Origin of the sequence: Luteibacter sp. dw_328 (assembly GCF_018449605.1) — a bacterium.
In the GTDB taxonomy this organism is placed as follows: Bacteria; Pseudomonadota; Gammaproteobacteria; order Xanthomonadales; family Rhodanobacteraceae; genus Luteibacter.
The window spans coordinates 277,967-292,725 of the sequence record NZ_JAAVUW010000001.1; the positions used below are offsets into that span (position 1 = coordinate 277,967).

Sequence of the window (14,759 nt, forward strand, 5' to 3'; positions counted from 1 at the left end):
GTTCAGTGCGCAAAGGGTTTGCCGAGCGTGTCGGCGAGACCCCGCTCGAAGCCGAATACGGGCCGCCACCCGGTCGCGTGTTCGAAGGCGCTGCCATTACCGACCCAGTCGGCATGCGTGACCTCGCGCACCTTGCCGAGGGTCAGCATGGGCGCGTATCCGAAGACGCGCGCCGCGGCGAGATTAACGCCGCCAACAAGTCGCAATAATGACGCGGGAATCGGCAACCGACGGATCGGTGCATTACCACGCAGTACGCGGGATGCCGTGGCGAGCACGGTGTCCCAGTCGTAGCCGTTTTCGTGGCCGTCATCCAGTTCATAAGTATTTCCCGAATCGCCTTCGGACGCCAGCCAGGCGACCACCGCTGACGCGAGGTCGGCGACGTGAAGGAGGGAAAAACGGCCTTTGCCGTCGCCAGGAATCGGCGCCAGTCCGCGGGCCATCCCCTGGAACAGGGGAAGCATCTCGCGATCGCCGGGGCCGTAGACCGCCGGTGGCCGCAGGGCGGCCCAGGCCAGCCGGCCGGCGTTGGCCTGGAGTGCGCGCTCGCCACGCCACTTGCTGCCGGCATAGTCGGACAACTGCGGCTCGCGGGCGGCGAGGGAGGAAATCAGGAGATATCGGCGGCAACCGGGCTCGCCATTGGCCGCCTGGACCGTGTCCAGGACGCCTTGTTCGTTGATGCGGTCAAAGTCGGTACGACGGGCGCCACGCACGCTGCCCGCACAATGCACGAAAGCGTCGGCACCCTTCACCAGCGAAGCCAGGGCAACCGGATCGCCGAGATCGCCGGCGATCCATTGGAGGTTATCGGTGTCTTTCAGGACACGACCGGCGCGGGGCCGGTAGAGAGCACGTACGCGGTAGCCTGAAGCTACCAGCTGTTGCCGCAACGCGGTGCCAATGAAACCAGTGGCACCCGTCAGTGCAACGACGGGCTGCCTTGCGGCAGCAACGTCGCTCATGCCGCGGCGACGGCCTGCGGCGCCTGTTCCTGAGCCTGGGCCTGACGCTCCAGGTAACCGCTGCGGGTGGCCGAGCGGGACAGCTTGCCCGACGACGTACGCGGCAGTGTGTGACGCGGCACCAGCTCGATGAGGCAGGCAATGCCCAGCTCTTCGAGAAGATCGCCACGGATGCGATTGACCAGTGACTCGCGAACGTCGACATCGTCGGTGTTGCACTGGACGACCACGGCGGCGACTTCCGCGCCACCCGGGCCCGGCACACCGAAGGCCGACGCGTCCTGCGAACGCAGTTCCGGCTGGCGTTCGACGATGCGCTCGATGTCCTGCGGCCAGATGTTGCGGCCGTTGACGATGATCATGTCCTTGTGACGACCGGTGACCACGACTTCGCCATCGACGACGTAACCGATGTCGCCGGTGTCGAGCCAGCCGTCAGCGGCAAGCACTTCAGCGGTCTTTTCCGGCTGCTGGAAGTAGCCCGACATGACGCTCGGACCACGAACCATGATGCGGCCGACGTGGAGGTCGGCGAGCTGCTTGCCCGCGTCGTTCCAGATCTCGAGCTCGTGACCCGGGAGTGGGCCGCCGCAACGGACGAAACCCGTGCCGGTGCCGGCAGCGACCGGCGTCGCAATGAGGTCTTCGGCCAGGTCGGTCGGATCGATCCACTCGACCACGATGCCAGCCTGCAGCGGCGAGAAGCTGATCGCCAGCGAGGCCTCGGCCATGCCGTAGGACGGCACGAACGCGCGCGCGTCGAAACCGGCCGGCGCCAGCAGCTCGGCAAAATGCTTGGGTACTTCGGGCAGGATCGGCTCGGCGCCGATACCGGCAACACGCCAGTGCGAGAGGTCGTAGGAAGCGATATCCGACGGCTTGACGCGACGCGCGCACATTTCGTAACCGAACGGCGGGCTGTAGGCGATCGTTGCCTTCGAACGGCTCATCAGCTCCAGCCAGCGACGCGGACGCATCGCGAACTCGCGCGTGTCGAGATAGTCGATCGAGCGCTGACCCGCCATGACGGTGAGCAGACAGCCGACCAGGCCCATGTCGTGATAGAACGGAAGCCAGGACACGAAACGGTCATCGTCACGCAGGTCGAGGCCGTAATTGTTCGAACCCTGCAAGTTGGCCATCAAGGCCTGCTCGGTGATCATCGCCGCCTTCGGCGTACCGGTGCTGCCCGAGGTGAACTGCAGGTACGCGACTTCGGTCGGACCGAGCGGCTGCAGTTCGATATTCTGGATCGGCAGCTCGGCGAACGCGGCCGGCGTGCCCCACTTGGCAATATCCAGGCCAACGACAGCTTCACCGAGGAAACCGATGAAGGCTTCCGAAGCGACCGCGACGGAAGCGCCCGCAGCCTGAAGCATGCCGCGAAGCTTCTTCACGTACGCATCATGGCCGCCGAGATTCACTGTCGACGGTAGGGCGACAGGAACGAGGCCCACGTACTGGCAGGCGAAGAAGAAACGCAGGAAGTCCGCGTTCGTTTCCGCCACGATGGCCAGACGGGCACCGCGTTCGAGCCCGAGCGTCGCGAGTCGCTGCGCCAGCTCAAGGGCTTCTTTGCGTAGGGTCCGGTAGGGCAGGGCCAGATCAAGCTTGCCGCCCGCGTAGAAGTTGGCACCCGTGACGCCACATGCGGCGTAGTCCAGCACTTCTGCAAGGCTGGCAAAGTCCGCACGGCGCAGGGGCACCGTGTTCATGGTGGGCGTGGGTAGCCCAACCTGGATGGCAATGTTTCCGTCTGCGCTCATGGTCTTATCGCGTTCTCAAGCGTTCTCCGAAACTAAGTGGGGACATTCCCACGTTGTTTCTAGGAGGTTACTGTACCTAATGGTACCATAATTGGTCGGTTTGTTAAGAATTTACTCAATCTTTCGTTAAAGAATACGGAAGTTGCTTCAGCAACGCTACAGCCAGAAGTCGGGGTCCTTTCGACGGCCTTTCCGATCAGTGCCTTTTGTGCTCCCGATTCCACTTCGCGAGGTTCTTCAGCGGGGCCTTGACGTACGGGCTCGCCTGGATCAGAGCGAAGATCGCGCGATTGAATAGCGTGCCAATCCGGTCGCTCGGCCGGTCGATGTCGATGAACAACACCGCCCGGTACTCGTCCGTATCGTTGTGGACCTCGTGCTCGAAGCTGTCGTCGAACAGCACCACCTTGCCTTCGTGCCAGTGGAGGATCTGGTCGTCGACCCGGATCCACACGTTCTTCCAGTCAGCCGGCACCTTCACGCCCAGGTGGGCCCGGATGACCGCACGGGTCGGGCCCTTATGCGCGTCGATGCGGTACCGCGGCTTCAGGATCGAAAACATGGCGGTGCGCATGCCCGGCAACCCATCCAGGGCCGCCGCCGTACGGGGGCAAACGGCGCAGTTCTCGTCCACGCGCTTGCCGTAAATGTAGAAGCCAAACGTCTTCCAGTTATCGCCCTTCGAAATTCGCTTCTGGTCGGGCGAGAGCTGGTGGAACGCCGGGATGTCCTCCGGGTGCTCGAGCAGGTGGTCGAGCTCGGCGCGGATCTCTGGCCAGGCGGCCTCGAGGCGCGGTACCCAGTCGAACTCCTTGTTGTCGATGACCGGCGTCGTAGGCACGAGCGAATGCTTCGCCTGGAAGCTACCGCTCCAGCGCAGGAAGTTTTTACCGCCCCGGATCAACAGGCGGCGCCATAGCGGTGCTTGCGTCGCAGTTGGAGAAACAGTGTTCAAGTCAGTCGTCTATCAGGAGGGGTGGGACAGCGAAACTCGCCGTATAACGCGCTAGGCAGCAGCGTCGTGGACGAGCGGGAGCGTCGAGGTGGACGAAGTGATGGCGTGCAAAGCCTTTTGCAATACGTCGGGGTACGGCACGCGCGTGTCCAGGTTGAAGAGGGAGGCGCCGTTGTATTGGAGTCGCCTCATCACCGCGATCTTGTCATTCAGTTCGGCCGTGCCGTGATCGGGTTTGCGGCCCTGTGCGGTGGCAAGGTCGATATCCAGCTTGATCACCAGGGCAGGGCGGATCGCCGCCATGCGCTCGTAGAGCGCCTGCTCACGTGCTGCCAGCTTGCGCACCAGCCAGTGGTGGCTGCGCGCCATGCCCAGGCCGGGGCCGTCGTAACGAAAGCCAGCGATCTCCGCTTGGGGATAGCGGTCGGTGATGACCGTCACCCCGCGCTCCGCGAGGCGAACCACGCGCCGCAGATGAGCCGCACGCCACAGCGACAGGCCGTACATGACGAGGGCGCCGAAGGCATTGGGCAGCTTGTTCTTCATGTCCTGGGCGTGCGCAGCCTTCGCGGCGAGGCGCTTCTCCAGGCGGGGGCCGATCAGCGGCAGGCGCTTGATCTTGTCGCCGGTCTCGCCGGAGATAAGCCCCAGGTAACGGCGGACAGCCGGGCCGTCGTGGCTCAGCGTCTTGACCAGGTCGTGGGTCAGTGTCGACTTGCCCGTACCGTCGCATCCGACCACGGCGATGAGTCCGGTGACCGAACGTGTCGAGGTGTCGATATGGCTTTTCGGCCTCACTGTACTGGCCGTCACGCCGCTGCCGCCTGGATCGGCGAGGCCTCGAGCGCGGCGCGAATCGCCTGCAGCGACGAGTTCAGGACCGACGCGGCTTCGTCCCGTGCATCGAGGTCGAGGATGGGCGCGCCATTGAACGTCAGGTGCGGCCAACCCGCGGCTTTCTCGCGCAACGAGGACAGCTTGTGGTCGGGCTTGCGGGCATGCGCGGTCTCCGCGTCCACATTGAGCCGGATCACCAGCATCGGGACGCTGGCAGCCATCCATTCGTAGAGGCGCCGTTCGCTGCCCCGGAGGCGGCGGACCCACCAGTTGCCACCCTCGGTTTTCGCCAGCTGCGGGCCGTCGAAATTAAAGCCGGCCCTCTCGGACTGCGGGTAGCGGTCGGTCACCACGAGGACGCCGCTGCGAGCCATGGCCAACATGCGACCGAACTTGTGGGCGCGCCAGCGAGACAGCAGGTAGATGGCGAGCGCCGTGACATTACCCGGAGGGGCGGAGGGTCGATCGTGGACCTTGTTCGACTTGCTGAGCAGGTAACGATTTAACGACGGCCCGATAATCGGAAGCGTCGCAATCCACTCACCGATGCGGCCCGATGATTGCCCGAGATAAAGGGCTTCGGTCGGACCGAACTCGCGCAGGCGAGCGACAAGATCGGCTTGCAGCGTCGATTTGCCCGAACCATCGCTCCCGGTAAGGGCGATGACGGACAGGGGGCGCGAAGCAGCGAAGGAAGGAGAAATAGGCACACCAGATACCCGGTTTGCGCTGGATGGCAACAATTTTATTACATTGTTCATACTTGCGTCTACCTGAGCGCAACCTCGCCTTCACATATGCGAAGTTGCGGCCTACGAATTGTCTCAATGTGGCTACACGCTGGTATCATTTCAATGACACTTTTATTAACGCGGGTACGGTAATGCGGGCAGAGTCCGGCGCAATGGCGCCACTGATTGCAATAATCGGTAGCGATGGTTCCGGAAAGTCCACGGTCGGCGACCATATCCTCGAGTGGATCGGCCGCTATGGACCGGCGGGGCGGGCCCATCTGGGCAAGCAGTCAGGCAATGTGGGCCGCGCTATCGGCCAGCTGCCGCTCATCGGCGGCGTCATGGACCGGGCGATCCATCGCAAGGCCGACGACGTGAATCGTCGTCTCAAGGAAGACAAGCAGCCGACCCTCCTGCCGGCCCTGGTCATCACCGCCTTCACGCTGCGGCGGAAGCGCCGCTTCAAGCGGATGCTTGCCATGCGCAAGCAGGGACTCATCGTGGTCACCGATCGCTTCCCGCAGGTCTCGGTTCCGGGTGCCTACGATGGCCCGGGCTTCCCGGACAGTCCGGGAGGATCCAAGCTCGTGCTGGCCCTCGCGCGACGCGAACAGGCTGTATTCGAGTGGATGGCGGGCTACCGGCCGGACCTTGTGCTGAGGCTCAATGTCGATGTCGACACCGCCTTCGCCCGCAAGCCTGACCATCGGCGCGACGCCCTGGCCCGGAAGATCGCCGTGACCCCGTACCTGACCTATAACGGCGCTCCGATCGTCGATATCGACGCTAACCAGCCGCTCGAGCAGGTCTTCCGCGACGCCGAGGCGGCTGTCGCGAAGATCATGGCAGAGCGCGGTTACACCGCGAAATAATCGGTATCAGGGAGCGACGCGGGGGCTGACGGCGCCGTAAGGCAGAATCGAGGCCGATGCGGTCGTCGCGTCGTGGCTGAGGGCGCCATACGGCAGAATGGATGCCGTGGCGTCGATCGCGCCGGGGCTCATGGCGCCATAGGGAAGAACGGAAGCCGGCGCCGCCTTCGCGTCGTGCGCCACCGCGCCGTAAGGGGCAATCGTGGCTACGGAGGCCGCAGCCGACGGGGACTCGGCGGTGGCGGAGGCGGTGCCCTGCGAAGCCCACGCGCCCATGGCGGCAACGAGCAGAGCAAGAGGGAGCAGGCGGAGCGGCGAGCGGACGAAAGCGAGAGTGGTCATGGGAGTCAGCATAAGAGGAGGCTCGCCTATGCTGCGCCGCAACAGGGAATCTATCCAATCGTTAGTTGCTATGGGGCCCATAGCGCCGATGAATGAGCCTGTTAGTCGCCATACCCTGATAACGCCCCTACTTTTACCGTGACATGCGACGCGCGATAAAACCCTCCGGACAACACGGAGAGAGTTTCATGCGCGTATTCCTCACAGGCGCGACCGGCTTTATCGGCAGCCGCATCGTTCCCGAACTCCTTGCCGCCGGGCATCAGGTCATCGGTATGACCCGATCCGATGCCGGCGAGCGTGCCCTCCGGGCGGCGGGCGCCGAAGTGCACCGTGGCACGCTGGAAGACCTCGATAGCATCCGTGCGGGCGCGGCCAGGGCGGATGCCGTGATCCACACGGCCTTCGATCACGACTTCGCCAACTTCGTCGCTAACTGCGAGAAGGACAAGCGCGTCATCGATGCGCTGGGCTCGGTACTGAAAGGTTCGCCGCGCCCGTTGATCATCACCTCAGGCACCGGCATGGGCGCTGTCAATCACAGCGGCATGGCCACGGAGGATGTCTTCAACGCAAACAACCCCAATCCTCGCGCGGCGTCCGAGATAGCCGGCAACGTTTTGCTGGAGGCGGGCGTTAACGTGGCCGTCGTGCGGCTTCCGCAGGTGCACGATCCGGTAAAGCAGGGGCTGATATCGCCTTACGTCGACCTGTCGAGGGCGAAGGGCAAGGTGGCCTACCTTGGCGAAGGAAAGAATCGCTGGCCGGCGGCGCACGTGCTCGACGTGGCGAAGCTCTACCGGCTAGCGCTGGAGAAAGGCGAGGCGGGCGAACGCTACAACGCGGTGGCCGAGGAAGGCATCGCCGTGCGCGATATCGCGAATGTGGTCGGCGCCGGTTTGCAGCTTCCCGTGGTGTCGTTGTCACAGGAGGAGGCAGCGGAGCACTTCGGCTGGCTGGGCATGTTTGTCGGGATGGATCTGCCGGCGTCCAGCGCGTGGACACGGGAGCGCCTCGGCTGGCATCCGACGGGACCCGGGCTGATCGACGATCTCAAGCGGATGAATTACTCGGCGGCGGCGTGAAACCGTCGAGCGCATGATTCACCGCGGCGCAGGAGCTCACTTGTACTGCGATGCCCTCTGCGCAAGACTCTCGGCGGGGACTTCCGCCGAGAGAACACGACATGCAGACTCGTATCCAGGGCACGGTGATGCCGGTGCTGGAAGTACAGCTCGATCCGGGCGAGAGCGTCTTCGCCGAAAGCGGCGAGCTCTCATGGATGACCGCGTCGATCCAGATGACCACGCATACCCAGATGGGCGGTGGCGGAGGACTGCTGGGCGTGTTCAAGCGCGTCGTCGGCGGCGGCACTCTTTTCATGACCGAGTACCGGGCACAGCGTGTCGCGGGCGAAGTCGCGTTTGCCACCAAGGTGCCGGGCCACATCGTGCCGGTAACGCTGAATCCCGGGAATGAGTACCTCGTGCATCGGCACGGGTTCCTGTGTGCTACGCCGCAGGTCACCATCGGCATGGGCTTCCAGCAGTCGCTGGGTGCCGGCGTGTTTGGCGGCAGTGGCTTCATGCTCCAACGGGTCGGCGGTACCGGTACGGCGTGGCTCGAACTCTCTGGCGAACTGATCCGTAAGGACCTTGCCCCAGGTGAGACCTTGCGTGTTCACCCGGGACATGTGGGCGCCTTCGAGGCCTCGGTCAACTTCCAGATCACCACCGTTCCCGGCATACGCAATGCACTGTTCGGCGGTGACGGCATCTTCCTGGCGGTACTCAGCGGCCCCGGAACGGTCTGGTTGCAGACGCTTCCGATCTCGCGACTGGCGCATCAGATTGCCGAATACATGCCCGGCCGTGAGGGCGGTGCCGGTCGCGCCGGTGTCGGCGGTGCGCTTCTCGGCGGCATCGTCGGCTCATTGTTGAGCCGCGACGACAACTGACGGGGCTCGATCGGAATCCGCATCCTGTAACCAAACAGGCGTCCGCACCGAATAGCCAGAGTTGCTTTCCCTCTGACCCCGGCCCGGACTCGCATGACATGCCTCTGAATTTCTCTTGCACCATGTGCGGACGCTGCTGCCACGGTCTGCGGCTTCCGCTTGGCATGGCCGAAGCGCGTACGTGGCTTCGCGAAGGAGGCGATGTCGAAATTTTCTGCGAGGCGATCCCCTGGCCGCAGGAACCTCCGGCGGACGATGGCGTGGCCCAACACAAACGTAAGCGATCCTTTCCCACCGCCAGTGGGACACTACCGGTACGTGTCACCGTTTCGTTGTTAGCCACGTTCGCAGGGGCCTGTCCCAACCTGCGCAGTGACATGAGCTGCGGCATCTACGAGCGCCGGCCGATGGCATGCCGCATCTACCCCGCCGAAGTGAATCCCTTTCTTTCGGTCGACCCTTTGCAGAAACTCTGTCCGCCGGAGGCATGGGAAACCGCGACCGTCCTGCAGAACGATGCGGGCAACTGGGCTGACGAGACGGTGGCAGACGCGGTCGTCCGCCGTCGCGGTGCGGACTATAGCGAGGCCGACGCCAAAGGGCGTTTGTGCGATCTCCTCGGTGTTACCGAGGCAGGGCTCACGAACGAAGGCGTCGTGACGCATACGCCGGAGCCATCACAGCTGCTGGCCGCGCTCGATGTCGTGTTGGTCGAGGCGTCGAACGAATCCTTCAAACCTGACTGGGTGCTGGTATCGCATCGCCCGAACACGCTGGCGCTGCTGGCCTCGGCGGGAGCGAACCTCTTGCATGCAGGCGACCTTGCCGACAGTGGCCGGCGCTTCATCGCGTTCGTCGAACCCGGCATCTACGCCTGAGGTTTCTCCCGGCGCGACACTGGCCCGATGGATGCCATCGGGCTAGTAGCCGTTCTCCTAAGGCGGCGTGCCCTGGCTGATCCAGCCGGCGAACAGCTGCACCATTTGCTGCGTCCACGCTTTGGATGGCGGGGGAGGCATGCTGCCGCTGCTCACGCGCGAATAGATCTGTGACGCGTACACCACGACGTCGTTATAGACGCTCAGGTCGAGGGTTCCCCTCGTGACCTGCTTCATGTGGGCGATATCGGTCGCGTTGAACAGCGGCGCGATGTCCTTCGCGAAACTGATGCCGGCTGGAGCGGCGGCGGCATCGGCGGTGATCTGGGGTCGTAGGTTCGTCATGCATGGCTCCTGGCTCTGCGTTGAGGGATGCTTCTTACTTAAGCGTGCGATTGCGTACGACTTCGGTAGCCCCGGACGGACTCGGCACGCTCGGGGGCTCAGGCTTATGCACGGCACCGTTGGCGAGGATCACGCTGAAATCGCCGGAGGCGTGCTGTCCCTGGCTGCCGTGGCAACCCATGCAGCCGCCCATGTTGTAGGCGCCGCCGCCATAGAACATGTTCTTGTGAATGCCCGTGCCACCGAACTGGGACTCGTAGTCACTGTTGACACCGGTATAGCCACTGCCGACCAGGCCACCGCTAAACAGCTGCAGCGGGCGATTGGTTTCCACGACGATATTCGCGAGGTGATAGCTGGCCGGGTTCCGACCCGTGTACGGATCGTTGGTCTTGTAGACGCCGGCGTAGTCCTTGTCGACCGCCTCGAACTGCACGTTGACCAGTTTGTAGTACGCCCACGGCGAGGGCTTCTTCTGCCCATGCGCGTTGGCATAGGTCGCCATGGCGGCGTGCGCATCCTTGTTAGCCTGCACGATGATGTTTGGAATGGCGTTGTCGCGATAGTTGACACAAATGAAGCCGCCTGCCGGAAGGCCGGGCTTGCCGTCGCTGTTCTGGTAGTAGAGCTGGTTCTTCGGCCGCGTACCGACCGACGGTGTGCAGTACTGCGCACTCGCCGGTACGAGATCGACCTCGGGGGGAAGACCGCTCGGGCTCACGGTGGCGGTGTCGTCAAGCGTCACGGCAGGGATGGTCGGGCAGGGTGCCTTCTGATCGCTGCGGCATGCCGGCAACGCTCCGGCAATCGCGCCGTTCTCGTCTTCCAGCGGCGTGCCGTTGGGTCGCAGGATATTGTCAGCCTGCTCGAACGTGGCGTAGATGAAGTGCGGTGCGGTCGCCGTCTTCTGAATGATGTGCAAGGCGACCAGGCCCCACACGGCTTCGCGGTAGCATGTGGTCTTGCTCGTGTTCGTCTCGTACGAACGCACCTTGGCCATGTGGAACCGGCCCGATTGCTGTTCAGCCGTCGTGAGCTCGCGCCAACCCGCTTTCATTTCAATGGTGTTGAGCGGCAAGCTCACGTACTGGTTGCTCCCTGGCGGCGGACTGGCCTTGTTCGTCTCCAGATACGTTTGCGTCTTCTGGGCAACACTGCCGGGAACAGCGGTCCACCACTGGTTGTTAGCCACATAGGCGTATTCGGTACGGTTGGCCTTGGCGGTGAAGCGGATCAACTGCGGCGAGCTGTTGCCTGCCACCTGGGTCGGGGCCGCACCGGCGTACATGTCGTCCAGCGTGATCTGGTCGGTTTCGTCGAGGTTGACCCAGGCCGTCGATGTCGATGTGGCGCCGCAGGCAGGAACGACGTTGTCGTAGTTGTACGCAGGCAACGCGTCATAGCCGAAGGACGTGTTGGGATTGTTGACATAGCCCGGAGGCACGCCCTTGCCAGGGAAGATTTCCACCTTGCTGCGAAAGGTTTCCCATACGAGGGGGCCATCGCAGCTCGGGTCGCCGAACAGGCACTTCGTATTGGGTGTATCGCGCTGCCCGTTGAAGCCGGACTGATTTACCGCTGGCCAGTTGAGGGCGATGAATTCCTGCCAGGCGAATGCAGCGGCTTGAGAGAGGACGGCCTTCTGCGCGCCGCCGCCGGAGGCGTTCAGTTCCTTCGGAACGTTGCTGTCGATCGTGATCGGAACCGCCGCAGCCGCGGTACCGGCCGATGGATCGCTCGCGGACGACGCATGCAGGGTTTCGGATGGCCAAACGACGGACATAGCGAGGCTTAGCGACATGGCTGTCGCCAGGACGATACGGATATTCATGTCTTTTTCCCTGTCTTCGGTCGCGCATCACATGGGATGGCGTGCATCACACAAAGTGCTTGCGTGGCGTAGCATTAACATGCGTGTAGAACGCAAACAAGCGAGCGTGAAGAAGTCGTCGCTTTTTGCTTATAAGTCTTTTGCGGGGTCGGCGGATGTGTAGGAAATGCCCTACACAGTCGCAAGATCGCGTAGGTATCCCCGGGCTCAGTCGCCTTCGGCGCGCGCCGCGCGGCGAACATGCTGGGGCGGTTGCCCGAGTGTCCGCAGGAACGCCCGGCGCATGCGTTCGCGGTCGATGAAGCCCGTCTCGCGAGCGATCACATCCATCGGATGCCGTCCGCGTTCCATCATCATGCGCGCGGCCTCGACCCGAATACTTTCGACCGCCTTTGCCGGTGAGCGTCCGGTCTCCGCGCGGAATGCGCGACTGAAGTGACGCGGACTCAGGTCAGCTGCCTCGGCCAGTTCGTCGACCGACAGCGCATGTTTCAGATGTGCGCTGGCGTATTCAATCGCCTTCTGGATGCGGTCGGACGTCGGCTTGAGGTCGAGCAGGGCGGAGAACTGGGACTGGCCACCCGCCCTTCGATGGTGCACGACGAGTTGCCGCGCGACGCCTTGTGCCAGTTCGAGACCGTGATCTTTCTCGACGAGCGCGAGGGCCAGGTCGATGCTCGCCGCCATGCCGGCGCCCGTCCAGATGTTTCCGTCGACCACGAAGATGCGGTCGTCGTCGACCTTGATGTCCGGGTAATTCGCCTGAAGCTGGCGCGCCTGCATCCAGTGGGTCGTGGCGTGACGACCGGCAAGTACGCCCGCCTCGGCAAGAACGAATGTGCCAAGACACAGCGACGCGATCCGACGAGAGTGGATGGCGGAGAACCGTACGAAATCCAGCAAGCCGGGTGTCGACGGGTTGACCGTCAGGCCGGCGCCAATGATGACCGTATCGAACGTGCGCCGGCCGAACGCTTCGGTGTCGAGCCGAAAGCCGGAGGTGGTCCTGATCGTGCCACCGCTTTCGGAGAGCAGGGTGATTTCGTAGTCGGGCGCGCCAAGGAGCTGGTTGGCAACTTCGAATACAGAGACCGAAGAAAGTCCCATGACCTGGAACTGTGGAAAAACCACAAATCCGACCGTATGCATGACGATTATCCTCTAATGTCCGAAATGTACCATGTAATAGTCATTTGAGCCATGCCGGTCCGGCCCCATCCTTTCCCTGTTGACCATCCCACAGGAGAAAAACCGTGACCGTCGTAAAAGCTGCCGCCGTCCAGATCAGCCCTGTCCTCTATAGCCGGGAGGGGACTGTTGCCAAGGTCGTGGCCAAGATTCTCGAACTTGGCGAGAAGGGCGTTCAATTCGCTGTCTTCCCGGAAACCATCGTTCCCTACTACCCGTATTTCTCTTTCATCCAGTCTCCCTTTGAGATGGGCGGCGAGCACTACAAGCTCCTCGACCAGGCAGTGGAGGTACCCTCGGCCACGACCGAGGCTATCGGTGCCGCCGCGAAGGCTGCCGGGATGGTCGTATCCATCGGTGTAAACGAGCGGGTCGGCCGTAGCCTCTACAACGCCCAGCTGCTGTTCGATGTCGATGGGTCCCTCATCCAGCATCGACGCAAGCTCACCCCGACCTACCATGAACGCATGATCTGGGGTATGGGCGATGCGTCCGGCCTGCGTGCCGTGGACAGTGCGGTGGGTCGCATCGGCCAGCTCGCCTGTTGGGAGCATTACAACCCGCTCGCCCGCTACGCCCTGATTGCCGACGGTGAGCAGATTCATGCCTCGATGTACCCAGGTTCGTTCGCGGGGCAGCTGTTTACCGACCAGATGGAAGTGAGCATCCGCATGCATGCGCTGGAGTCGGCAGCGTTCGTGGTCAACTCGACCGCATGGCTAAGTGCCGAGCAGGTCGCTCAGATCGGACGCGACACCGGCGGCGATACAGCTCCCATCGCCGGCGGCTGCTACACGGCCATTATTTCGCCGGACGGCGAGGTCATGGGTGAACCGATTCTCCAGGGCGAAGGCGAAGTCATCCAGGACCTGGATTTCTGGCGCATCGACAAACGCAAGCGCCAGATGGATGCGGTCGGGCACTACAGCCGTCCGGAACTGCTGAGCCTAAATATCGACCGGACGCCTTACCCGCATGTACATGAGCTTGTGAAGGCCTCGGGCTCTACTCCACCACCGTCGGCTCGGCCTGCGAATACGCGACCTTCCCCCGCCGAAGCGATTCAACCAGAGCGGTCACTTCGCGAATGACTAGCTCCGGTCGATCCACATGGATGTAGTGGTCGCTGCCCCTGGCAATGACGCGACGACTGATCGGTGAAAGCGCCTTGCTCTCTTCTTGCATCTGGTTCCAGACGACGGCGTTTGCCCTGGCGACTTCCGGTGGCCAGTTCGACGGCATCGACGCCGGGTCGCGGGAGAGGATCAGGACGGGCAGATCGGGGAAGGGTCCCACCCAGCGTGTCTCATCCCCGGATTGCCGCAAGGCGTCCAGCTCGGCCTCGAGCGCATCGAACTGCGTCGGATCGCAGTTATCCGCCTGGATGACGGCGGCGTACGCTTCAAAGCCTGCTGGCACGGTTGAGCAAATACCTTGTATGCGATACCAGCCAATCGTCATGAGCAGTTTTTGCCATGGCATTTCCGCGCGCTGGTTGTCCTGGATAGCGACAAGACTCCTGGGCACGCGGTCGTCCTGAAGCGGAGTGGCACCGTCGATAAACACCAGCGCTGCCAGGTCGTGCCGGTAGTGCCTGGCGTAGGCACGCAGGTAGAGACCGGAGATGGAGTGGCCGGCCAGGACAAATGGTGTGTCGATACCCGCGACGCGAATGAGGTCGTGCAGCTGCGCGGCCAGCGTATCCGCGTCATGGGGACGCGGCGTCATGGCGCTCGTACCGAAGCCGCTCCGATCGAACGAGCAGACGCGGGTCACTTTCGCCAGTGCTGGCTGGACTTTCAACCAGGTCGTGAAGTCGTCGCCGAGGCCGGTATCGAGCATCACGGTGGGTGACCCCTCGCCAGAGCAGACCAGATGCACGTCGTACCCATCGACCTTGTAGATCTCACCGGGGGCGTGGGCCAGGGAACGCAGCTTTCGAAGCGAAAGCTCGTTGTAAGCCGTCCCGGCAATGAGGAGGACGAGGGCCAGCGAGGCGACGGCGACTGCGGCGATGGCGAGAACTTTCTTGGGCGTAGTCATGTCAACGCGATGCTCCTCGCTGCCGCGGACGGGAGCCCGTGCC

General features: G+C 63.3%; 15 protein-coding genes. 5 read left to right on the top strand and 10 right to left on the bottom strand.

From position 1 onward, the window contains the following. Window positions 1-2: 2 nt before the first annotated feature. From HB634_RS01225 to HB634_RS01245, 5 genes are all read right to left on the bottom strand, one after another. A complete protein-coding gene (locus HB634_RS01225; RefSeq protein ID WP_213947144.1) occupies window positions 3-968 on the bottom strand; it encodes an NAD-dependent epimerase/dehydratase family protein in 966 nt (321 codons plus the stop codon). After that, window positions 965-2,734, bottom strand: a complete 1,770-nt coding sequence (locus tag HB634_RS01230; RefSeq protein WP_063570618.1) for a fatty acyl-AMP ligase — start codon at window positions 2,732-2,734, stop codon at window positions 965-967. Before HB634_RS01230 ends, HB634_RS01225 begins: the two co-directional genes overlap by 4 nt. A 196-nt stretch (window positions 2,735-2,930) precedes the next feature. Then, a complete protein-coding gene (locus HB634_RS01235; RefSeq protein WP_063570617.1) occupies window positions 2,931-3,689 on the bottom strand; it encodes an aspartyl/asparaginyl beta-hydroxylase domain-containing protein in 759 nt (252 codons plus the stop codon). A 51-nt stretch (window positions 3,690-3,740) separates the two neighbouring features. Further along, window positions 3,741-4,502, bottom strand: coding sequence for a hypothetical protein (locus tag HB634_RS01240; protein WP_213947147.1), 762 nt, complete (start codon window positions 4,500-4,502; stop codon window positions 3,741-3,743). Continuing rightward, entirely contained in the window at window positions 4,499-5,236 is a 738-nt protein-coding gene (locus tag HB634_RS01245) for a thymidylate kinase (protein ID WP_213947149.1), read from the bottom strand. The genes HB634_RS01240 and HB634_RS01245 overlap by 4 nt, the downstream gene beginning before the upstream one ends. Before the next feature lie 194 nt (window positions 5,237-5,430). Here HB634_RS01245 and HB634_RS01250 point away from each other — a divergent pair, with 194 nt between their 5' ends. Next, window positions 5,431-6,132 (top strand): hypothetical protein, encoded by a 702-nt coding sequence (locus HB634_RS01250; protein WP_063571131.1) that lies wholly within the window; start codon window positions 5,431-5,433, stop codon window positions 6,130-6,132. 6 nt (window positions 6,133-6,138) lie between these two features. On the opposite strand, the gene HB634_RS01255 is transcribed toward HB634_RS01250, so the two are convergent. Further along, window positions 6,139-6,474, bottom strand: a complete 336-nt coding sequence (locus tag HB634_RS01255) for a hypothetical protein (protein ID WP_213947151.1) — start codon at window positions 6,472-6,474, stop codon at window positions 6,139-6,141. A gap of 188 nt (window positions 6,475-6,662) precedes the next feature. Between HB634_RS01255 and HB634_RS01260 the strand changes: the two genes are divergently transcribed. The 3 genes from HB634_RS01260 (at window position 6,663) to HB634_RS01270 (ending at window position 9,309) form a co-directional block, all read left to right on the top strand. Further along, window positions 6,663-7,559 carry an SDR family oxidoreductase gene (locus HB634_RS01260; RefSeq protein ID WP_213947153.1) on the top strand — a complete coding sequence of 299 codons (897 nt, stop codon included), beginning with the start codon at window positions 6,663-6,665 and terminating at the stop codon, window positions 7,557-7,559. Between the two features lie 101 nt (window positions 7,560-7,660). Further along, window positions 7,661-8,431: a TIGR00266 family protein gene (locus HB634_RS01265; RefSeq protein ID WP_063571128.1), complete on the top strand. Its 771-nt coding sequence runs from the start codon at window positions 7,661-7,663 to the stop codon at window positions 8,429-8,431. A 122-nt stretch (window positions 8,432-8,553) separates the two neighbouring features. Then, window positions 8,554-9,309, top strand: coding sequence for a YkgJ family cysteine cluster protein (locus HB634_RS01270; protein WP_255548350.1), 756 nt, complete (start codon window positions 8,554-8,556; stop codon window positions 9,307-9,309). A 57-nt stretch (window positions 9,310-9,366) separates the two neighbouring features. On the opposite strand, the gene HB634_RS01275 is transcribed toward HB634_RS01270, so the two are convergent. The 3 genes from HB634_RS01275 to HB634_RS01285 form a co-directional block, all read right to left on the bottom strand. After that, complete coding sequence (locus HB634_RS01275; protein WP_063571126.1) at window positions 9,367-9,654, bottom strand: hypothetical protein; 288 nt, start codon at window positions 9,652-9,654, stop codon at window positions 9,367-9,369. Between the two features lie 34 nt (window positions 9,655-9,688). Further along, entirely contained in the window at window positions 9,689-11,485 is a 1,797-nt protein-coding gene (locus tag HB634_RS01280; protein ID WP_213947155.1) for a hypothetical protein, read from the bottom strand. 207 nt (window positions 11,486-11,692) lie between these two features. Beyond that, window positions 11,693-12,634: a GlxA family transcriptional regulator gene (locus HB634_RS01285; protein ID WP_063571124.1), complete on the bottom strand. Its 942-nt coding sequence runs from the start codon at window positions 12,632-12,634 to the stop codon at window positions 11,693-11,695. Between the two features lie 104 nt (window positions 12,635-12,738). Here HB634_RS01285 and HB634_RS01290 point away from each other — a divergent pair, with 104 nt between their 5' ends. Next, window positions 12,739-13,764, top strand: a complete 1,026-nt coding sequence (locus tag HB634_RS01290) for a nitrilase-related carbon-nitrogen hydrolase (RefSeq protein WP_082878946.1) — start codon at window positions 12,739-12,741, stop codon at window positions 13,762-13,764. Here HB634_RS01290 and HB634_RS01295 read toward each other — a convergent pair. Next, window positions 13,679-14,716, bottom strand: a complete 1,038-nt coding sequence (locus tag HB634_RS01295; RefSeq protein ID WP_213947157.1) for an alpha/beta hydrolase — start codon at window positions 14,714-14,716, stop codon at window positions 13,679-13,681. The genes HB634_RS01290 and HB634_RS01295 overlap by 86 nt on opposite strands. Window positions 14,717-14,759 lie beyond the last annotated feature (43 nt).